Origin of the sequence: Streptomyces sp. SID13031, from assembly GCF_010548305.1 — a bacterium.
In the GTDB taxonomy this organism is placed as follows: domain Bacteria; phylum Actinomycetota; class Actinomycetes; order Propionibacteriales; family Kribbellaceae; genus Kribbella.
This window is the reverse complement of the sequence record NZ_JAAGLV010000002.1, coordinates 660,170-680,661: the sequence shown is the minus strand read 5'-3', so window position 1 is coordinate 680,661 and position 20,492 is coordinate 660,170. Positions and strand designations below refer to the sequence as shown.

General features: G+C 67.2%; 19 protein-coding genes. 10 read left to right on the top strand and 9 right to left on the bottom strand.

Going from position 1 to position 20,492, the window contains the following annotated elements:
- The first annotated feature begins 239 nt into the window (after positions 1-239).
- Entirely contained in the window at positions 240-830 is a 591-nt protein-coding gene (locus tag G3I17_RS07300; RefSeq protein WP_164595086.1) for a helix-turn-helix domain-containing protein, read from the top strand.
- Positions 831-1,087: 257 nt separating this feature from the next.
- Here the strand turns inward: G3I17_RS07300 and G3I17_RS07295 are convergent, their stop codons facing one another.
- Positions 1,088-1,255 carry a hypothetical protein gene (locus G3I17_RS07295; RefSeq protein WP_164595085.1) on the bottom strand — a complete coding sequence of 56 codons (168 nt, stop codon included), beginning with the start codon at positions 1,253-1,255 and terminating at the stop codon, positions 1,088-1,090.
- A 56-nt stretch (positions 1,256-1,311) separates the two neighbouring features.
- Here G3I17_RS07295 and G3I17_RS07290 point away from each other — a divergent pair, with 56 nt between their 5' ends.
- The 3 genes from G3I17_RS07290 to G3I17_RS07280 all read left to right on the top strand — a co-directional run bounded on the left by G3I17_RS07290 (position 1,312) and on the right by G3I17_RS07280 (position 5,513).
- A complete protein-coding gene (locus G3I17_RS07290; RefSeq protein WP_164595084.1) occupies positions 1,312-2,160 on the top strand; it encodes a haloalkane dehalogenase in 849 nt (282 codons plus the stop codon).
- 174 nt (positions 2,161-2,334) lie between these two features.
- The gene (locus G3I17_RS07285; RefSeq protein WP_164595083.1) at positions 2,335-4,314 is read left to right on the top strand and encodes an amino acid transporter; all 1,980 of its coding nucleotides are present in this window, start codon (positions 2,335-2,337) and stop codon (positions 4,312-4,314) included.
- Between the two features lie 137 nt (positions 4,315-4,451).
- Positions 4,452-5,513: a hypothetical protein gene (locus tag G3I17_RS07280; RefSeq protein WP_164595082.1), complete on the top strand. Its 1,062-nt coding sequence runs from the start codon at positions 4,452-4,454 to the stop codon at positions 5,511-5,513.
- A gap of 86 nt (positions 5,514-5,599) precedes the next feature.
- Here G3I17_RS07280 and G3I17_RS07275 read toward each other — a convergent pair whose 3' ends face one another.
- Together G3I17_RS07275 and G3I17_RS07270 are read right to left on the bottom strand one after the other, a co-directional pair.
- Positions 5,600-6,469, bottom strand: a complete 870-nt coding sequence (locus G3I17_RS07275; RefSeq protein ID WP_203589826.1) for a DNA-3-methyladenine glycosylase 2 family protein — start codon at positions 6,467-6,469, stop codon at positions 5,600-5,602.
- Entirely contained in the window at positions 6,469-6,840 is a 372-nt protein-coding gene (locus G3I17_RS07270; protein ID WP_203589825.1) for a VOC family protein, read from the bottom strand. Before G3I17_RS07270 ends, G3I17_RS07275 begins: the two co-directional genes overlap by 1 nt.
- A gap of 60 nt (positions 6,841-6,900) precedes the next feature.
- Between G3I17_RS07270 and G3I17_RS07265 the strand changes: the two genes are divergently transcribed.
- Positions 6,901-7,341 carry a MarR family transcriptional regulator gene (locus tag G3I17_RS07265; protein ID WP_164595080.1) on the top strand — a complete coding sequence of 147 codons (441 nt, stop codon included), beginning with the start codon at positions 6,901-6,903 and terminating at the stop codon, positions 7,339-7,341.
- 65 nt (positions 7,342-7,406) lie between these two features.
- On the opposite strand, the gene G3I17_RS07260 is transcribed toward G3I17_RS07265, so the two are convergent.
- Both G3I17_RS07260 and G3I17_RS07255 read right to left on the bottom strand, forming a co-directional pair.
- Positions 7,407-9,653 (bottom strand): MMPL family transporter, encoded by a 2,247-nt coding sequence (locus G3I17_RS07260; RefSeq protein WP_164595079.1) that lies wholly within the window; start codon positions 9,651-9,653, stop codon positions 7,407-7,409.
- A 157-nt stretch (positions 9,654-9,810) separates the two neighbouring features.
- Positions 9,811-10,371 carry a helix-turn-helix domain-containing protein gene (locus G3I17_RS07255; RefSeq protein WP_164595078.1) on the bottom strand — a complete coding sequence of 187 codons (561 nt, stop codon included), beginning with the start codon at positions 10,369-10,371 and terminating at the stop codon, positions 9,811-9,813.
- A gap of 57 nt (positions 10,372-10,428) precedes the next feature.
- Here G3I17_RS07255 and G3I17_RS07250 point away from each other — a divergent pair, with 57 nt between their 5' ends.
- From G3I17_RS07250 to G3I17_RS07235, 4 genes are all read left to right on the top strand, one after another.
- Complete coding sequence (locus G3I17_RS07250) at positions 10,429-10,764, top strand: PadR family transcriptional regulator (RefSeq protein ID WP_164595077.1); 336 nt, start codon at positions 10,429-10,431, stop codon at positions 10,762-10,764.
- On the top strand, positions 10,761-11,561 hold the full coding sequence (locus G3I17_RS07245) for a hypothetical protein (RefSeq protein ID WP_164595076.1): 801 nt from the start codon (positions 10,761-10,763) through the stop codon (positions 11,559-11,561). The genes G3I17_RS07250 and G3I17_RS07245 overlap by 4 nt, the downstream gene beginning before the upstream one ends.
- Before the next feature lie 56 nt (positions 11,562-11,617).
- Complete coding sequence (locus G3I17_RS07240) at positions 11,618-12,475, top strand: DUF4184 family protein (protein WP_164595075.1); 858 nt, start codon at positions 11,618-11,620, stop codon at positions 12,473-12,475.
- Positions 12,476-13,023: 548 nt separating this feature from the next.
- Entirely contained in the window at positions 13,024-13,197 is a 174-nt protein-coding gene (locus tag G3I17_RS07235) for a hypothetical protein (RefSeq protein WP_164595074.1), read from the top strand.
- Positions 13,198-13,305: 108 nt separating this feature from the next.
- Here the strand turns inward: G3I17_RS07235 and G3I17_RS07230 are convergent, their stop codons facing one another.
- The 3 genes from G3I17_RS07230 to G3I17_RS39715 form a co-directional block, all read right to left on the bottom strand.
- The gene (locus G3I17_RS07230) at positions 13,306-14,295 is read right to left on the bottom strand and encodes a hypothetical protein (protein ID WP_164595159.1); all 990 of its coding nucleotides are present in this window, start codon (positions 14,293-14,295) and stop codon (positions 13,306-13,308) included.
- Between the two features lie 64 nt (positions 14,296-14,359).
- Positions 14,360-16,000, bottom strand: coding sequence for an HNH endonuclease signature motif containing protein (locus tag G3I17_RS41545; protein ID WP_203589824.1), 1,641 nt, complete (start codon positions 15,998-16,000; stop codon positions 14,360-14,362).
- A gap of 89 nt (positions 16,001-16,089) precedes the next feature.
- Positions 16,090-16,683 (bottom strand): class I SAM-dependent methyltransferase, encoded by a 594-nt coding sequence (locus tag G3I17_RS39715; RefSeq protein ID WP_203589823.1) that lies wholly within the window; start codon positions 16,681-16,683, stop codon positions 16,090-16,092.
- A gap of 96 nt (positions 16,684-16,779) precedes the next feature.
- On the opposite strand from G3I17_RS39715, the gene G3I17_RS07215 reads away from it, so the two are divergent.
- Positions 16,780-18,186 carry an FGGY-family carbohydrate kinase gene (locus G3I17_RS07215; protein WP_239062224.1) on the top strand — a complete coding sequence of 469 codons (1,407 nt, stop codon included), beginning with the start codon at positions 16,780-16,782 and terminating at the stop codon, positions 18,184-18,186.
- Between the two features lie 49 nt (positions 18,187-18,235).
- Here G3I17_RS07215 and G3I17_RS07210 read toward each other — a convergent pair whose 3' ends face one another.
- Positions 18,236-20,467: a carbohydrate-binding protein gene (locus G3I17_RS07210; RefSeq protein WP_343238226.1), complete on the bottom strand. Its 2,232-nt coding sequence runs from the start codon at positions 20,465-20,467 to the stop codon at positions 18,236-18,238.
- Positions 20,468-20,492: the final 25 nt, after the last annotated feature.

Below are 20,492 nucleotides of genomic sequence, written 5' to 3'. Positions count from 1 at the left end.
AACGAGTCCTGGGTCGGGCCGGACAGCGTCGAGGCACCCACGGCGGTGGCGGCCAGGGCCAGCAGCCATCCGGCGATGACGACGATGCGGTGACCGAAGCACCACCGACCGATCTTGTACAGCAGCCTGGCCACGACAACCCCTTCCCTCCGTGAGGCACTCTGCCTCGATGGGAGAGTATCCCAACTTTGTAGATCAAGTCATGTTGGGTGTCACCATCGGAGCGATACACTTGCCTGGTGGGGCTTCGTGAGCGCAATGCGGTCAGAACACGGCAGGTCATCTTCGCCGCGGCGATGGAGTTGTTCGTGCGGCAGGGCTATGAGGAAACGACCATGGAGGAGATCGCGCAGCACGCCGATATCGGTTCGTCGACCCTGTATCGCTACTTCCTGAACAAGGAATCGATCGCCATGGAACCCCTCGGCGCTCCGGGCGTGATGGCGGCAGCGGCGGCCCGGCGCCCGGCGGACGAGGACGTCGCCCTGGTAGTCGGCAATGCCGTGATGGCCTTGCTCGAGTACCAAGCCGCCCTCGAGGTCCATACGCAACTCAAGGAAATGCTCACCGAGAATCCGAAACCGTTCGCGCTCGTGCTCGAGTGGTACCGAGACGAGGAACGCCTGCTGGAGCAGGCCCTCCTCAAACGAACCGGCGCCGCTCCCGACGACCTGCACATCGCGTTCACCGCCAGGGTCGCCACCGTCATCCTCAGCCTCATCTTCCGAACTCCAGAGGGATCCGACGAGGTACTCGATCCCGCCGAGACCGCACGCCAGATCATGATGCAGCTACACAGCTCACCGCCCACACTTCCCTACGTCCCCTGAAGCGTGCGCTGAGACGCGACTGGGTTCGACCGGTATCCCTCTGCCAGCCAACGCCCTCTTCGACGCATTTCTTGAATGCCGCGGCGAAGGTCTCGTACGCGGCGTGCGGCTCGGACAGCTGTCCGCCGATGACCTCGGTGGCCGCCGGACCGGTAACCCATCACGACCACGATCCTGGCGTAGCGCGTCAGATGAACACTTCGTTAACAGCCTTGTGCCAACGTGGCCGGCCGCGTTCCGTTGGATAGATGGACCGCTCAGATGAAGATCGCGCGATAGCCGAGGCAGCCGAGCGACTCACGAAGACGTTCCCTGGCCTCTCCCCCGACACCGTCGAACGTGCCGTCACCGAGAGCCAGCCAGAGTTCGACGGCAATCCGATCCGCGACTTCGTTCCGTTGTTCGTAGAACGCGCCGCGAAGCATCGCCTGCGGTCCTTGACCAGCACCGACGCTTAAGCCACGGCGCTGGTTGGCCGCCGATGCCGACGATCGATGTACTGGACAGCTGGATTCACTATGCCGAGACCGGCCTCGGTGAGCCTGTCGTCTTCCTGCACGGCAATCCCACCTCGTCCTACCTGTGGCGCAACGTCCTCGAGCCGGTCGCGAAGCACGGCTGGCGATGTATCGCTCCGGACCTGATCGGCATGGGCAAGTCCGGCAGACCCGACGTGGACTACCGGCTCGCCGATCACATCGCGTATCTCGGCGCTTTCATCGAGGCGCTCGGGCTCGACAGGTTCACGCTGGTCGGCCATGACTGGGGCGCGGTGCTCGCGCTGGACCGGGCGCGACGCCGCCCCGACCAAGTCCGTGGAGTCGCGTTCCTCGAAGGACACATCCATCCGATCACCCACTGGGAAGACTTCGACGAAGACAGCCGCGACCTGTTCCAACGCCTCAGGAATCCGGACCTCGCCGAACCACTCATCCTGGAACAGAACCTCTTCATCGAGAAAGTACTTCCCTCAGGCGTCCTCCGCACCCTGACCACCGAGGAGCTGGACGCCTACCGTGCGCCTTTCCTCGACCCGCTCGACCGTCGCACGATGCTCGCCTGGCCAGGCGAGATCCCCATCGAAGGCGAACCGGCCGACGTCACGGCCCTCGTCATCGCCAACCAGGCCGTCATCGCGGACCCGACCATCCCCAAGCTCCTCATCCACGCCACCCCCGGAGCCGTCATCGGCCCCACCGAGGTCGACTGGTGCAGAACCCACGGCCAGAACCTGACCATCACCCACGTCGGCCCCGGCACGCACTTCCTCCCCGAGGACCGTCCCACCCAGATCGCCACCGCCCTAGCCGGCTGGCTGCAGCCCGCTTGAAGGCTCCACCCTGTCACGCTGAGCGCCTACGCAGGCATCGCCGGTCACCAGGACGGCGCACAATAGTTGCTGTTCGTCGTAAGCAGGGGGATTCTCACAGCTCTCTAACAGGTGCGATGACGCCCTTCAGGGCGATGTCCGACATGGCCTGGGTAGTCGGGCATCCTTTGTCCGGTGACTACGTCTGACGAGCTCGCCGTGCCGGCCACCATCGACGGGCCGGGCAAGGCCACGAGCACACCGCGAGGCGCGGCAGCGTGGCTGCTGAAACACCGTGTGCAGCCGGTGGGGCCCGAGGCCGACGACACGCATGCGACGCCTCAGGCGTGGTGGAAGGTGATGTGCCTGACCGGGGTCGACTACTTCTCGACCCTGTCGTACCTGCCGGGAATCGCTGCGCTCGCCGCCGGTGCGCTGTCTCCCCTGGCGACATTGCTGATCGTCGCGCTCACCCTGCTGGGGATGCTGCCGATGTACCGGCGGGTCGCCAAGGAGAGCCCGCACGGTCAGGGCTCGATCGCGATGCTCGAGAACCTGTTGCCGTTCTGGCGCGGCAAGATCTTCGTCCTGGTCCTGCTCGGCTTCGTGGCGACGTCCTGGATCATCACCATCACCTTGTCCTCGGCCGACGCGACCGTGCACCTGGTCGAGAACCCCTACACCCCGGAATTCCTGCATGGGCAGGAGGTAGCGGTCACTGTCGTGCTGTTGCTGATCCTCGGTGGGGTGTTCCTGCTGGGATTCAGCGAGGCGGTCGGCGTCGCCATCCCCCTCGTGGGGATCTTCCTCGTCCTCAATGCCGCGATCGTGGTTGTCGGTCTGTACGACGTCGCCACCACCAACGGCGCGTTCTCCAGTTGGGTGGATGCTCTCACCGACGGCCGGGAAGGTTTCGGTGGCGTCATCGGACCGGCCGTCGTCGCCTTCCCACTTCTGGTGCTCGGTCTGTCCGGGTTCGAGACCGGCGTCAGCATGATGCCGCTGGTCGCCGCCGACGGCGAGGACGCCAAGGAGCGGCTGGCCAGCCGGGTCCGCAACACCAAGAAGCTGCTGACCGTCGCGGCGCTGATCATGAGCGTCTACCTGCTGGCCACCAGCTTCATCACCACCGTGCTCATCCCGGCCAAGGAGTTCGAGCCCGGCGGTGCGGCGAGCGGCCGCGCGCTGGCCTATCTCGCGCACGAGAAGCTCGGCGAAGTCTTCGGCACCGTCTACGACCTCAGCAGCGTGCTGATCCTTTGGTTCGCGGGCGCGTCGGCGATGGCCGGCCTGATCAACATCGTGCCGCGCTACCTCCCGGCGTACGGGATGGCGCCCGAGTGGGGCCGCGCGGTCCGCCCGGTGGTGCTCGTCTACACCGCCATCAGCGTCGCGATCACCATCGCCTTCGGCGCGGACGTCGACGCCCAGGCGGGCGCCTACGCGACCGGGATCTTGGTGATGATGGTCTCCGGCGCCGTCGCGGTCACCATCTCCGCCGCGCGGAAGGGCCAGCGGCGCGCAGCGATCGCCTTCACTGTCCTCACGCTGGTACTGCTCTACGCCCTGGTCGAGAACATCATCGAGAAACCCGACGGCATCGCCATCTCCGGCCTCTTCATCGCCGGCATCGTCGTCGTCTCGCTGATCTCCCGGGTCTCCCGTACCACCGAACTGCGCGCCGACCGGATCGAGTTCGACGACACCGCCCGCCGCTTCCTCACCGACTCGATCCGCAACGACGGCATCCTCAACCTGATCGCCAACCAGCGCCAGGCCGGCGACGCCGCCGAGTACGCCGCCAAGGAGGCCGATGTCCGCGCCACCGACCCCGTGCCGCGCCGGACGGACATCCTCTTCCTCGAGATCGAGGTCGTCGACCCCTCCACCTTCAGCGAGGTACTCCGGGTGCAAGGAGTCGAGATCGAGGGCCACCGCGTACTACGCGCCGAGAGCCCGGCCGTGCCCAACGCCATCGCCGCGATCCTGCTGGGGCTGCGCGACACCACCGGCATCACGCCGCACTGCCACTTCGAATGGTCCGAAGGCAACCCCCTCAGCCACCTCCTGCGCTACCTCATCCTCGGCCGCGGCGACACCGCCCCCGTCGTCCGCGAGATCATCCGCCAACACGAACCCGACCCAGCCCAGCGACCAGGAATCCACGTCGGCTGACGAGTGACGTCTACCAAGGCGAGCAGTCCGTCGCCGGCCGCCGACGCAATCGCTGAGCGTGGCCGCAACAGGCCAAGGGGCGGCGGGCTGCCGAGGCTGTCTGGTAGATCATTGGTGGAGGTTGCGAGGGAGGCAGGATGGCGCAGAGGTCGGCGGCAGGTTCTCGTGTGCGGGCAACCCGAGCGCAGGCGCAGGCGACGGGCGCTGTGCAGAGTGGGCGCTGGGACGCGGCGCTGCGACACAGCAAGATTGCGGTGGCCGCGGCCGAAGAGGCAGTGGCGATAGCCGACCAGGACGACGACGTTGTGCTGCTGGCGCAGGCTCTGACCACCAAGAGCCAGATCCATGAGTCGCTTGGAGACAGCGGTGAAGCGCTGTCGGCGGCGCGAAAGGCGCTGGACGTGCACTCGATAGTCGATCGAGAGTTGGACAATCCTCAGCGGGTCAGTCGGATGCTGGGTGACGACTCGGTGATTTTCCCCGCCGGGCCCGGCCCGCTCAAGGATCGGTTCGCGTGGCTGTATGCCCAGACCGCGGAGGTGCAGTTGGTTCTGGCCGGGCTCATCGCCGAACACGAGGCCAGGACTGGAGCAGCCGAGGCGCGGCGATTGGCGGAGGTGGCGCTCGGAACCTTCCGGGAGTTGGCACGGTTCAGCGACCGGTACGCGGTCAAGGCCGATCAAGTGGCGGCCGGGCGCCAGGCGGTGGTCGACCTGCTTGCCGGCCACGACCCGGCCGACGCGACTTCCCAGCCTGTCGCAGCGGAGGGCCTCACCCGGCAGGCTGCACGGAGTGACAACGAGAAGCGGAAGCAACGGCAGGCCAAGCTGACGCAGGCAGAATCGCATGCGGACAAGGCGAGGGATGACTACGCGGCCCGACGCTACGCCGCGGCAGTCGAGAACATGCGGATGGCCGTGGAGATATACCGGGAAGTGGTTCCGCACAGCCTGTGGCACAAACGCGAACTGGCGCGGGCTTTGTACGACTACGCTCACCACCTCGAAGCGCAGCGAAGCAGGGGCGCGGCGGTGGGCGCGATGAACGAAGCCCGGCTCGCTTTCGTGCAGGTGTATGAGCAGAACGACCATCGCTTCGCAGGCGAGGTGGCGCTGTGCTCCCGCGAGTTGCGCCGCCTGCGGCTGATGCGGTTACACCTACGCCGCCGACGCACTTACGTGGCACCACTCCCGATGTAGCCGGCTTACATCCATGGTTTCCTTGCCTGCGTCGGTGACGTCACGAGCTGGGCACGGCCGTCAGTCGGGTTTCCGGGAGCGGGTCATCAAGGCCGGCGTCCGCTGATCTCCTGGGTGCGGTCTTCGCGGAGGGTGCGTAGGTGGACGGCTGCCCAGGTGCGGAACGGGCGCCAGCTCTCGGAGACCTCGGCGAGGGTGCGGCCGGCGCCATACCGGTAAGTGATTTCATCGTCGAGGCGACGCTCGTTGTGTGGGATCGCGTCTGGCGCATTGGCTCCACGAATGACGACCAACTCGGCAGCGAACGGACCGAGGCCCTTCACCTCCTGTACTACGCGCACCGCGTCTTCGACTCCCATTGCACGCAGGTTGTCGCCGTCCAGCCGGCCGTCCATTGCGGCTTCGGCGACGGCGTGCAGGTACTCGGTCTTGCGGCCAGGAAGCTCTAGGTCGAGGCCACGCAACCGGTCCGGAGCAGGGAACGCGCCGCTGTCGCCGTGATCACGAACCAGATCGTCGCGGAGCTTTGTGGCTTGGACGATCCGTATCCGCTGGGACAACACAGCCCACGCCGCCGCCTCGTACGGCGAATGGAACCCACACGGCCGCAGACCGGGCAGCCGATTCTGAGCATCGGCGATCACCTCGTCCCGCAGGGCGACCTCGGGCCAGCCACGCCCGTCGACATCCAGCGACAGGAACCGGCAGGCCTGGGCGGCCGCCCGGTCAAGATCGCCATCACCCTCGACGACGATCCGCGCCGCGCTGCCCTGCTGGGTGACTCGCACCTCAGCGCTGCTCCAGTCACCCTCGACCCGGAACACCGTCCACATCTCCCGCGCCTCGCGCTGCGAAGGTAATGCAGCCGGCGCGAACCCCTCCCAGAACTGCTTGCTCGTGGCAAGCGACCAGGGCCCGAGCACCTCGACGGTCACCTCGTGACGCGCCACCACCATCAGGCCTTGTCGTGGATCGTGATGGCGTACCCGTCCAGGTCGGAGAAGGCGAATGTACGACCGAAAGGCCCGTCGAACGGAGCTGCGACGATCGGGACGCCCGCGTCGGCCAGCTGGTCGTGCAGCGCTTGCGCGTCAGTGGAGTGCAGCCACAGCGCGACCCCCAGCCCCGGGCGCGGGGATGCGGCGTCCAGATCGACGCCAGGCAGTGGCTCCCGCACCGCGAACGAGATCGGCTTGGTGTCGAACACCACCGCACCAGGCGGATTGGCCGGCAGCCTGCGCAGCCCGAGGTGGGTCTCGTAGAACTCGGCCGCACGGTCGAGGTCGCGCACCTGCAGGGCAAGAAAGTCCGGTCCGGTCACAGTCATGTTCATCCTCGGGTTGCATGTCAGTGTGTTGACATAGAGAATGTATGTCAGGATGTTGACATGAGTCAAGGCGAGCAGGTCGGCCCCCTGGAGAAGGCGGTGGGCTACACGTTGAAACGAGCGGCTACAGCACTGCGCACAGCCATGGACTCCGCCCTACGGCCACTGGACCTGACGGTGCCGCAGTACTCGTGCCTCGAAGTCCTCTCCCAGCAGCCCGGGCTGTCCAACGCCGAGCTCGCCCGAGCCGTGTTCGTCACCCGCCAGTCGATGAACCTGGTCCTCCGCGGACTCCAGGACCGGGGACTGATCACCCGCCCGGAGACCGCCCCTCACGGCCGCGCCCTGCCCAGCAAACTCACCCCCGCCGGCCGCAAACAACTCCACGCCGCCAGTACCGCCGTACGCGCCGTCGAACAGCGGATGCTCACGCCATTCACCAACCCCCAGCAGGACCGGCTACTGAATGACCTCCTCGCCTGCATCGAGGCGCTGGACTAGCTCCAACGAGCCGACCCACCGCCCGGGGGGATCGAGACGATGGGCCGGCCTACCGGAGACCTGCGCTATGCGAGGACGGGCTCCGGCGTCTCGGTGGCGGGCTTCGGCGGCAGGTGGTGATCCGCGTGGCCCTCGATGTGCAGTTCGGGCAGCCGCTTGCTCAGCCATTGCGGCATCCACCAGTTGACCCGGCCGAGGATGTGCATCACGGCCGGCACGATCACCAGCCGGACGATGGTGGCGTCCAGCAGGATCGCGGTCGCCATCCCGATTCCGATCACCTTGAGGATGATGTCCGGGCTTGGCACGAACGCGATGAACACCGCGATCATGATCAGCGCCGCCGCCGTGATCACCCGGGCCGTACCGGCCAGTCCGTCGGTGACCGCACGGTGGTTGTCCCCGGTTCTGACCCACGATTCGCGCATCCGGCTGACCAGGAACACCTCGTAGTCCATCGACAACCCGAACAGCACCGCGAACATCAGTACCGGTACGAACGGCGGCAGCGGTGTGTGGGTGTCGATCCCGACCAGCTGACCGAGCCAGCCGCCATCCAGTACCAGCGACACCACGCCGTACGCCGCGCCGACCGAGAGCAAGTTCATCACCGCCGCCTTCACCGCCACGGCGACGCTGCGGAAGCTGACCAGGAGCAGCAGCATGGACAACAGGACGACGCCGCCGATCAGGAACGGGATCCGGCTGGCCAGGTCCTCGGTACTGTCGATCGAGCTCGCCACCACGCCGCCGACGCGGACCTCGAGATCGGTCCCGGAAGTTGCCTTCGGCACCGTTTCTTCACGGATCCGCTGCACCAGATCCTCAGTGGCCGCGTCCTGCGGACCAGTCTTCGGTACCACCGTCAGGACCGCCGTGTCACCAGCCGGGTTGACCTGCGGCTGGCTGACCGAGGCAACGCCTTCCGTCTCCCGCAGCGCTTGAGCCAGAGCAGGCAGCGCCGACTGGTCTCGCAGGCCTTCAGGAAGCTCGACGGCGAGCAGCAGCGGACCGTTGACACCGGGACCGAAGCCGTTGGAGATCTGGTCGTAGGCCTGCCGGGTGGTCGTCTCGGTCCGGTTGTTACCGGCATCGGGGAATCCGTACTGCACCCCGAAGAACGGCAGGGCCAGCGCTGCCAGGGCGCCGATACCAGCCACGGCCGCGACGATCCGGTGCCGTTCGACGAAGCGGCTGTAACGGAGCCAGAACCCACTGGGATCCACGTGCCCGTCGGCGGTCACGCTGGTGGCCGGCCTCCGTCGAACCAGCGGCAACCGGAGTCGCTCGACATGCTTGCCCAGGAACCCGAGCAGAGCCGGGAACAAGGTGACGCTGGCCAGTACCGTGACCAGTACTGCCGTGATGGTGACAAGTGCGGCGCCACGCATGTAGGGGATCCCCATCGCGAACAGGCCCAGCAGGCTGACCACGACGGTGCTACCGGCAACGACCACCGAACGGCCGGCCGTGTCGAGCGTCGCCACCGTGGCCGCCTGCGGATCGAGCCCGGCCAATCGCCACTCGCGGAACCTGGTCACCATCAGCAACACATAGTCGATCCCGATGCCGATCCCCATCATCGTCGCCAGCGACGTCGACCACTCGGGCGCATCGGCCAGGTTGATCACCAAGCCGGTGAGCGCACCACTGACCACCAGACCGATGATCGCGACGATGATCGGCAGACCAGCCGCCACCACCGAGCCGAAGGTCAGCAGCAAGATGATCGCCGCTGCCGCCAGGCCGAGGCCCTCGGACCCGATGGAGCCGGTGTCGGCCAGGTTGATCGCCTGACCGCCGATCGCCGTACCGAGCCGGCCGGAGTTCTGCGCCTCGACCAGGTCGATCAGCTTCCGGCTCTCCTCGACCGGCATGTCAGCGGGGTTGACCACGTCGAGGCGCAACCGCGCCACCGCGGTCTGGCCGTCGGCGGAGACTCCGCCCGGTGTCACGAACGGGTCTTCCGCACTCACCACGTGCGGTACGCCTTTCAGTTCGGTCAACAGCTTGGTGACATCTACTCGCGATCCGGCGATCCCCGCGTCGGAATGGGCCACGACCGTCACAGTTGCCCCGGACTGAGCCGGGAACCGCTCCTCCAGCAGCCGCTGGGCCGCCTGAGAGTCCGACCCGGAGGTCGAGTAGTCGACGGTGAACTCCCCACCGAACGCCGACGACAGCCCGATCGCGAGCGCCAGGGCCGCGATCCAGCCGAGCACCACGCTGCCGCGGTGACGGAAGGCGAAACCGCCCAGCCGTCCCAGCGGACCGGGCCGCGGTGATGAGTGAACTTGCTCCGGCAGTGCCATGACCGCTCAGCTCCTCGCTAGCTGATATGGAAGATTCATCCGGTTAACATACGGAGCAATCTTCCAGTTCGGCAAGACTTCTTAGCCGAACGGCTAGTGAAATAGCTCACAGCTACAGCAGGTAACGCACCCGAAGCCGACCCGGAGGCGCGAGCGGTTACCGGTCAGCTTTCCTGGCGGGTGGGATCACGCGCAGGCAGAGGTTCCGCAGTACTTCGCGGAGCTCGTCCGGCGAGAGGTCCGGGAACCGGCGCAGTACCGGCCGGAGGTCGCTGACCAGGAAGTACCCAGCCTGCTCCTCGACGGTCGGCTCGTCACCGAACAGCAGCCGCAGGCCGCGCAGGCCGAGCTCCTCCGCATGCGCCGCGAACCGCTTCTGCCGCCGTACTCCGGGGTCCTCGTTCAGCGGCATCACCGCGCGCTGCTGCACCACGAGGTCGATGAAGCCGTCGATGACGAACTCCAGCCGCGCCTGCCGGCCGCGCACCTTCTCGGCCGCGTCGAACACGGCCGCCAGTTCGCGTTGCGAGCCGGCCGTGATCGCCTCCAGGATCTCGGCCTTGGTCTTGAAGTAGTAGTAGACGTTCGCCTTGGTGACACCCATCGTGTCCGCGATCAGCTGCAGCGAGGTCCCGTCGTACCCCTGCTCACTGAACAACCGCCGAGCCGTCGTCACGACCTTCGCTCTGGTCTGCTCGGCCTGCTCCGCACGCTTCATTCCGCCGATGCTAGCGCCGGGTCGCCTATCGTCCGTTGGACGGAATACTCTGGTGGCATGACCGATCGAGGGATGCAGGAGCTCGCCCTGCTGTTGCTGACCGCGCTCGCGAACGAGTCCCGGCATGGCTACGCCATCGCCCAGGAGGTCAAGACCATCACCGACGGCCGGGTGACGCCGCGCACCGGAGCGCTGTACGGAGCATTGGACAGATTGCTGACCGACGGCCTGATCCAGGTGGAGCGCGAAGAGGTCGTTGGCGGCCGGGCGCGCCGGATCTTCGCACTCAGCCCCGCCGGGCGGGAGCGCCTGGAAGCAGAGGCGGACAGGCTGGCCGCCACCGCGCGCGAGGTCCGGCGACGTCTGGCCGCCGGCACCGCACCCGCAACGTGAGCGACCCCCTTCTCCGGCTGTATCCGCCCGCCTACCGAGCCGCCTACGGACACGAGATCCTCGACGTCCATCGCGAGATGACGATGGACCTGCCGCGGGCGGCTCGGCTGCGCGCGGACGCCGACCTCGTCGCGCACGCCCTGCGAGTTCGCCTGGGCCTCGACTCCGCATCGCCCGGCGGGAGCTTCTTCGCCCTGGCGGCACCGTTCGCCCTGGCGGTCGCCGCGGCGTACAGCGGGATTCAGTTGATGAGCTGGTACGCCGGAGTCGCGCTTTCGCCAGGGTCGACGTGGAGCCATCTCGCAACCATGGACGGACCGCAAACGCTCAACATGCTGTTCCTGGCGATGGCCTGCGTCGGCGCGATCGCCGCTCTGCTCAAGCGCTGGACGCTCGGCGCAATCCTGGCCGTGTCCGGGTTGCTGGGTTTCGCCGCCCTGTGGACCATCGCGCCGGCCCTGTACGGCGATGGACCGTTCGAGCCGATCGCGGCCGTGCTGACGGCCGCCGTCGTACTCGCCTGCCCGCCCGATCGACGCGGCGACCGGCGCTTGTCGGCAGCAGCCGGAGCCATGGCCGCCATCGCCTGGTTTCCCGTTGCCCTGGTTCAGACCCGGAGCTTCATCGTGAGTACGGACTACGGGAGCTGGCCGCTGCTGACTCTCGTTCTCACCGGCGCCGCCCTCACCCTTCGCGCCCGACCGTGGGGCCTGCGCCAACTCGGAGCGGTGGCTGCGGCCTCACCACTCTTCCTCGCTCACGCCGCTACGACCGACTGGTTCGCAATAGTCCGCTGAAGTGAGTATTCTCTGCAACGTACTATCCGAGACGCCGAGCAGAGAAGACCCTCGAGATGCCCTTCACCCTGGCTCATCCCGCCGCGGTTCTGCCGCTGCTGCGCAAACCCTTCGTCCCAGCAGCCCTGGTCGCCGGCTCGATGGCACCCGACGTCCCGTACTTCCTGACCGCCGCCGGCGTCACCTCGACCAGCGCCGGCGACTGGTACGGGCCGTTCCTCAACGCCACCCACAGCCACGGACTCAGCGGCCTGCCGATCGACCTGCTGTACGCCGTCGCGCTGGCGGCCGTCTATTGGGTGATGCGAGCACCGATCTCGGCGCTGCTCCCCTCTGGCCTGGGCCTGCCGGAGCCTGAGCGGCCGGGGAGCCCGAGCGCCAAGGGCCGGTACGTCCTGTGGCTGCTCGTTTCCGCTCTGATCGGTGTCGCCACCCACGTTGTGTGGGACGCACTGACCGAGGTCGACTTCCTACCCTCCCGCCTGCTCCAGTACGCGAGCACGGCATTCGGCCTGGTCGTCGTCGGCTGGTTCCTGTGGAAGCGACGCGCCCAGCTTCGCAGCGCCGATGACAGGACTCGCCACCTCGGCGCCACGATGCGGCGAGTGGTGGTAGTACTGCTGATCGCGGCCCCACTGCTGGGCGCGGCCGCTCTCGCCCACGCCGACTACAACGACCACCGCACCGTGACCGAGGTGGACTACAGCCGTCCGATCACCGTTGCCCAGGGCAACGGTCTGACCGACACGACCTACCCCGAGACGACGGTGACGGCTCCTTGGGGCACACGCGCCGAAGGTGTCCTGACCGGAGCGGCCAAGAGAGCAGGCGCCTCGTTCGCGATCGCCCTACTGCTCTATGCCGCTGCCTATACGAGCCTCGGATTCCGCGACCGTCGACGGTCGATCGCCTGAACACATCTCGCGAGCCTTGCCCGAATGTCACCGCATAGATGACATTCAAGGTCCGTTGGCCTTCATTGGGGACTGTATTGCGCGGCATGGCACGGCGATCACGACCGGGACCTCGATGAGTGGGCCTACGACTCCGGCCAGCGCCTGTCCTTAGGTGACTCGGCGAGGCCCTCCACAACGCCCTACCAGACTTCTCCAGCCGTAAAGACTGGGCGCGGCTCGACCGGCTCAGCTTCTTCTCAATCTTCTGATCGGCATATCTCCGGACAAACGCCATGTGCGACTGGGGCAACTGGTATGTCAGGTTCTGGTCGGACAAAAGCGAGGCCATCGGTAGCAGCCTCCAACTCCGCCGCGTATTCCGGATCGACCCTGTCGAGGTCAATTCCCAACAGTCCCGTCTCTGGGTAAGGTCCCAGCCCAGTGACCGCAGTGCGCGGCCCACCTAACGGGTTTCCGTTCTCCTCGACCCACTTCATCACTCGGTCTACCTCTTCGGCACTCGGTCGCCACCGCCGAAGACGCAACTGCTCAGGAGATCCGACCAGATGCTGAAGTTCCTGGCGAGCACGGACCATCCCCGCGTGGTCAGGAACGCTGACAATCAGCAGGCGACGACCCGGTCGGTAGGGGTCGGCGACATCTTCCAGACGGGCGTTTGTATCGGGATGGCGGTCTATCCAACTCTGGATCAACTGCCGATCGGTCGTGTCCGAGCCTGATCGAGACGGTTCTGGCATGTCCACCTCTCTCGTCGCACACGTGGAGACTTGCAGGAAGTTGCAGCTCTGCACTCTTACCGTGCGATCGCAGGCCGCGATAGCGGATGATCATGTCACCATTGACTTGTCGTAGATCTCCTCCGCCAGGTCACCAGTGATCCCGTTGACCGCCATGCCCTCGAACAGCTTCGTCTTCAGCGACGAGATCTTCTCGACGCCGCGTTTGGAGCCCATCGCGCGGCGCAGCAGGTCGGCTTCGTCGCCGTCGATCCCGCCGACGGCCATCGCCATCTGCATCAACTGCTCCTGGCACAACGGCACACCCAGGGCCCGCTCCAACACCGGCTCGAGTTTCGGGTGCAGGTACGTGATCGGTTCTTCGCCGGTGCGGCGACGGATGTAGGGATGGACGGCCCCGCCTTGGATCGGGCCGGGGCGGATCAGCACGATCTCGGTGACCAGGTCGTAGAACCGGCGCGGCAACAAGCGCGGGAGGGTTGCCATCTGGGCGCGGGACTCGACCTGGAGCACCCCGACCGAATCGCCACGACAGAGCTGGTCGTAGAAGCTGGCTTCTTCTTTCGGGATGGTGTGCAGCGACCACTCCTCACCGGTGTGCACGCGGACGAGGTCGATGCAGTACTGGAGAGCCGCGAGCATGCCCAGGCCGAGGAGGTCGAACTTGACCAGGCCCATCCAGGCGCAATCGTCCTTGTCCCACTGCAACACCGACCAGTTGGCTTTGCGGGCGTGCTCGATCGGCACCACCTCCCCGACCGGTCGTTCGGTCAGCACCATCCCGCCAGAGTGGATCCCGAGGTGCCGTGGGAACTTCAGCGGCTGGGCCGCGAGGGCCGTGACGCGTGGCGGGATGTCGCCGTCTCCCCCGCCGCCGGCCGCGATATCCGCAGACCAGCCATCGACGTTTTTCGACCAGGCATCTTGCTGCCCGGTCGAGTAGCCGAGGGCTTTGGCTGCGTCGCGGATCGCGGACTTGGGACGGAGCGTGGGCGCTGGGAGCTGGCGTGCCGCGGCGGCTAGCGTCGATGGCTCGCATGGTTGCCGGGCTGCCTGCGCTGGGCGCTGGGCATCGGGCAGCGTCCGGGCTGCCGAGTGGCAGCGCGCGGGGCTTCGGGCGGTGGGTTGTTGGGCCGGGGTGGTGTTACGGGTCGGCGGAGGGGGTGTCGCCCCAGGGGTTGAGTTGGGCGGTGGCTTGTGGGGTTAGCCAGGACCGGAGCTCGTTGCCTGCGATTGTCGTGGTGGGTGCACGGGTGAGGCTGGCGGCTGCGGGTGGCCGGGTGGGCTGTTCGTGGATCGGGTCCACGTTCACGTTCATATTCACGTTGCTGTTGCTGGTGCTGGTGGGTGGTGGCCAGGGGGCGCTGGTGGTGTCTTTGAGGTTGGTGAGGTCGGCCAGCGTTCGGGCTACCGGGTCGGCCCAGCTGGGGCGGGTGACCTCGACGGTGCCGTGGGTGATGGTGACGATCCACTGGCCGTCGTGGATCGCGGTGTGGTGAGGGCTGCAGGCCAAGACCAGGTTATCGAGGCTGGTCGGGCCACCGTCGGCCCAATGCACCCGGTGGTGGGCGTGGCACTGCCAGGGTGGGGCTTTGCAGATCACACAGCCCTTGTCGCGTTTGATCAGGGCGCTGCGAATGGCGTCGGTGACGAACCGTTTCGACGTCCCGACATCCAGCGGGCGTGAATCCGAACCCAGCACGATCGGCAGCACCCGCGCGTCGCAGGCTAGCAAGCGAACCGCGGAGGCGGACAGGTTCTCACCGAACACCAGTTCACCCACCCCACCGCAACCCCCACCACCGAACAGCCCATCGTCCCCGCCGCCCGCGCCCTCCCCGCACCCGCCCTCCCCGCACCCGCCGCCCCCGCACCCGCAGTCCCCGCCATCCGTGCGATCCGTGCGGCTATTGCCGCAATTGCGGGCTTCGGCTGTGGCTGCTTTGAGGTCGTCGAAGTCGATGGTGACGGTGATGTGGGGGACGCCGGGGCCGGGGGCGGTACTGCCCGCGGCACGTTCCAAGATGGCGGTCAACGCGTCGGCCTGGCGTTTGTCACAGGAGCGGGGGTCGTGGTCGCCGTCTACAGTTTTGTGGGGTTTGGACAGTTTGTCGATCTGGATCTGGAGCAGTTCGGCGCGGTCGTTGGCCAGGAACCCACTGAACTGGACGCCGTGGTCGACGCGGCGCAGCCGGAGGCGTTCGCGGTCGTAGGCGTCGTTCTCGGCGGGTTCGGGGCCGTCGGTGTCGAGGCGGGCCAGGATCTGCTTACCGAGAACGGTCAGGTCACTGGGAGGCAGGTAGCGGGCGGCTTCGACCATGATCCGTTCGGCCGCCTCGAGGTCTTCGACCGCGACCGTGGAAGGCGCCTTTTCGAGCGCCGCGACGATCGCTTTGGCCTGGCCCGGATGAATGACCGGCCACTCACCAGCATCGTCGGAGTCTGCGTCGTCGGAGGCGGAGCCTGCATCGACGGTGTCGTCCGAGGTGGTGGGTGGGGCGTAGGGGTCGGGCAGTGCGGCGGCGACGACCGGGTACTTGGACAGTTTGGTGGCCAAGGCGAGGTCGCGGCGGACGTCGTTGGTGTTCGTGCGAGACCGCAGCGACAACAGTTCGATCGTGTCGCGGGCATCGAGTTCTTTGGCCAGGCCGGTCTCGTCGATGCGGGCGATGATGTCCAACTGGTAGGTGTCCAGGGCGGAGCGGGCAGCCTGCACCGTGTCGAAAGTGGTCAGCAGTTCGCTGCCGCTTTGCGACCACGCCGGACGCAGCTCCGAGATCTCCATACCCTAGAGCCTAAACGCGACCACCGACAGTTTCCGATCCGGAAGCCCTTATTTTCAAGGGCTCCTGTGATTGGCAGGAACTGGCCAGGTTATCCCCAGGAGGCAGCGAATTGTGGAAATCGGAGCGCCGTGGAGCAGGCTCTCAGCGGTCCGGATGATCGGGCCGTGGCGGGATCCAGTACTTCATCGCGGTCGCGGCCGCCCAGCCGGTGAGGTCCATGAACAGTACTGCGGGGGCGAGGCCGGCTCGCGGCGGCGATCAGGAAGGGGCCGGCGGCGCTGCCGGTGTCTGCGAAGAGCAACGCTTCGGCGACGAGCTGGTCGGCAGGATCCGAGATCGGCACCTCGCTGAGCCTGGAGCGGCGGTTGAAGTACTCGCCCGCGAACCGGCTGCCCGGCGCCGAGACGGAGGTGATCAGGTCGAGCACCTCGGACTTGAAGTTGTGCACCTGCGCTGAGTCGAGCTCATACACCACGGCGCCGGTCGGCAACGGCAGGCGCCACGCGCGAGCATCCAGCCCCGCTCCGACCAGGACGAGCTGGCGACACCCCTCGGCCGCCGCGGTCTCGAAGTACCAGTCGTAGAACGGGGTTCGGCCGGCGAAGTACGCGTAGAGGCCGGTCCAGAGCTGATGATCTGTCGTCGCGAGCGGGGCCGAGTCGCGGGAGCTTGCCTTCGGCATCTTCCGCACCTGCCGCGGCGGCGAAGAGCGAGAGGCGATAGGGGATGGCCGATGGGCGGCAGGTTCCACAGTACGGTCGGGGATGTGGATCAGTTGATGCTTGGGATCGATATCGGCACTACGGCGGTCAAGGTGATCCTCTTCGATCCCGCCGGGCGGCCCGTTCGGGCACACACGACGGCGTACGGGATCCGGCGACCGCAGCCTGGGTGGGCCGAGCAGGATCCGCTCGACTGGTGGCTGGGGTGTCAGGCAGGGATCCGCGCCGTGCTCGATGGCGTACCGGTCGGTGCGGTGAAGTCGACCGGAGTCGTCAGCCAGGTGAACACGCACGTCTTCACCGACGACGACCTCGTACCGCTCGGGCCGGCGATCATCTGGCAGGACCAGCGGTGTGCCGCCGTCGCGAGTGAACTCGATGCGCGGCTCAGCGCGGCAGACAAGGAACGGATCTGGGGCGGGCCCGTGGTGCTGGACGCCTCCTTCGCCGGAGCGCGGGCGGTCTGGTTCGCTCGCGAGGAGCCGGAGAAGTGGGCGCGGACGCGCTGGGTGCTCAGCCCGAAGGACTTCGTCCTGGCGAAGCTGACCGGCCAGGTCGCGACGGACATGATGTCCGGCACCCGGATCAGCAGGCCTGACGGCTATCTGACCGAGGCCGTCGCTCTCGCCGACGGGCTGGCCGAACGCTTGCCGCCGATCCACCCGCCGGAATCCGTGCTGGGCGAGGTGCATGGCCTGGGGACGGTCGTCGTGGGCACGATGGATGCGTACGGCGCGATCTTCGGCAGCCGGACCACGGAGCCCGGCCGCGGCATGATCTCTTGCGGTACGTCGCTCGTCGTCGCAGGTGCCTCGCGCAAGTCGTTGCCCTCGGCAGGCATTGTCACCTTCCCCGCTCGCAACGGGTTGTCCGTCCACGCCGGCCCGACCCAGGCGGCCGGCGACGCGATCCGCTGGTGGGGCAGCGTGTCGGGGCTGTCCGTCGCGGACGTCTTCGCCTCAGCTCGCCAAGGCCGGACCGGCCCGGTCTTCACGCCGTACCTGGCCGGAGAGCGCGCTCCCTTGTGGGATCCCGACGTCCGCGCCAGCTTCCTCGGCCTCAGCTCCGGTACCACCCAAGCCGACCTGTCCCGCGCAGTACTCGAAGGCGTCGCCATGTCCGGCCGGCACGTCCTCGAAGCCGTCGAACAGGCGTGTGGTGCGACCTTGTCGACGCTGACCCTCTCGGGTGGCGGCGCCCGCGACGACCTCTGGTCCCAGATCCACGCCGACGTCCTCGGCCGACCGGTCGAGCGACTGCTCGTCCATGACAGCGCCGCCCTCGGAGCCGCGCTCTTGGGTGCCGTCGGCAACGGAATCTTCGCGGACGTCGAAACGGCCGCCGCGGCAACGGTCCGGGTCGACCGCACCTTCACCCCGGCGGCCGGCCTCGATCCGCAGTACGAGGTGTATCGGCTGTCCTATGAAGCGCTGCGCGGTATCCACGAGCGACTGAGCTCTTAGCCGGTGTGTGCCGGCGCAATCTGCACCGGCACACAACAGGCGGTCAGTACTACTCAGTCAGGCGGAGGTAGTCGATGTTGAAGCCCCCGGACTCGCAGTACAGGGTGAGCTGCTGGTCCCCAGCCGGCAGAGTTATCTGCGTGTGGATCGACTGATAGGTCCCCCAGCCGCCGGTGCTCGGGACGGACACCTTCGCCAGTACGGCGCCTGACGCGTCGCGCAGCGAGATCGCGTCCGGGGCCGTTGCGCCGGTGCCGTTCGCGACCCGGAGCTCCACGTCGTACGTCGCGGCCTTGGTGAGGTCCAGCCGGTACTGCAACCAGTTGCCCGCGGCCGTCCAGCCGACGTTCTTGCCACCGCTGGCAGACGCGTTGTTCTCGACGAAGTTCGCGCCGCCATCGGTCCAGCCGTGCTGAGCGACATACGACTCGGCCTCGACCTTCTCGCCGACCGGTGTGCCGTGCGGCTGGATCGTCACATGGACGGTCACCTCATCGTTCGCCGCTCCATCGGTGACCCGGAACTTCAGGTCCTGGACGCCGGCTGCGGTCGGGTGCAGTGTCACCAAGCCAGTGCGCCCGTCCACGCTGACCCCGGCCGGGAGGTCGATCGCGTAGTAGGCGAGCCGGTCGCGATCCCGGTCGGTCGCCGACAACTGCACCTGCGTGGTGCCGTACTGGTCGGCGACGACGTTCGCCACAGGGCGTAGTACCGGCGCGTGGTTGTGGTGCTGGGACGGGACCTCGCCCTTCCACCGGTACGTGGCGTAGGAGTTCGCCGGCACCGTGGCGGTGAACGACTTGCCGGCCAGCACCACCCGTACCGTGGTCGGAGTGGGGTTGCTGTTGCCCAGGATGGCGACGAAGTGGTCGTCACGGTCCTTGAAGATCACGTTGCCGACGCCGTTCGCGGTCGCGCTCGACTCGACCCGGGTGTGCTCCGGGCCGAGGTACTTCGCGAACTGGCCCATCGCGTAGAGCTCGTCGCGAACGGTGAACGTCTTGGCCGTGGTGTCGACCTTGACCAGGCGGTTCGGCCACTTCGTCGTGCGGCCGATCTCGGCCCAGTCGACGTTGTTGTCCCGCAGCGGCGTCCAGTGCAGCGTGCCGCCGTCCTGGTCGGTGGTCTGCGCCCACATCACGTACGACGAGGCGTCCAGCCGGAAGTAGTTCAGGATCGTGGCCGGGTTGAGATCGCTCGTCTCGGTCATGTGCACCGGCTTGCCGGTCTGCTCGTACGCGTCCCGCATGACGGTCGGGTCACCCCAGTACGGGTGGAACGCGATCGCGTCGGCAGCCTTGTCGGCCTTCGGGTCGTTCAAGATCCGGTAGTAGTTCTTCGTCTCGGTGCTGTTCGGGTCGCGCCAGTCCCAGAAGTTGAAGTCGTGCACGTACAGGTCGGTACCGAGCCCGGCGCGCTTCACCTCGCGCTTGATCGCGACCGCCAGCTTCTGCTGCTGCTCGACGCTGATGTCCATCGCGGGGTAGACCACGTCGATGCCCGGCTCGTTGAGCAGGGTCAGCGCGTCGACCTTGATCCCCTGCTTGGCGTACGCCTGGAGGTACTTCACGTAGTACCGGGCGAAGACGTCGATGCAGTCGTCGCGGAGCTTGCCGACCTGGTAGTACGACGTGGTGCTGCCGGGCTTGAGCGCGACCTCGCCGGTGAACCGGTTGTTGGTCTTCATCCAGGCCGGGGCGCTCCACGCGGAGGCGAAGAAGGTCGCCCGCGGGTTGTAGCGCTGGATCAGCTTGACCGTGTCGACGATGTGCGTGTCGACGTCGCGCTTGATCGAGAAGTGCTTGAGCGCGAAGTCGTCGGCGACGCCGGCCGGCAGTTCGTCGTACGACCAGAACGGCAGGTGCTCGATCAGGTCGGGACTGCCGATGGTCAGCCGGAAGCGGTCGAGGCCGGCGCCGGTCTTCGGGTCGACCAGCAGCCGGATCGCGCGGTCTCGCTCGGCCGGGGTGAGCTTCCAGAGGTTGGAGACGCTCGTCTCGTCGAGCGAGAAGCCGACCCCGGTGTAGCGCTGCCGGAGGGTGCTCGGGTCGATCACGACGGTGGCGTCGGCGGGGCCGCCGTCATCGCGTCCGACGTAGCTGGTGGGCAGCGGCTGCCAGGTCTGGGCGGCTCCGCTGGAATAGGTACCGGTGACGACGGCGCCGCGGTCGGGCCGGCCTGATGTGGCAGGCAGACCTGCGGTGGCGGGCAGGCCGACGGCGGCCAGCATGCTGCCGGCCGCTGCGGCGATGACGACCGCCGCGCTGATGGATCGCCTCACGATGACTCCTCGGGGTGGGCGGGAA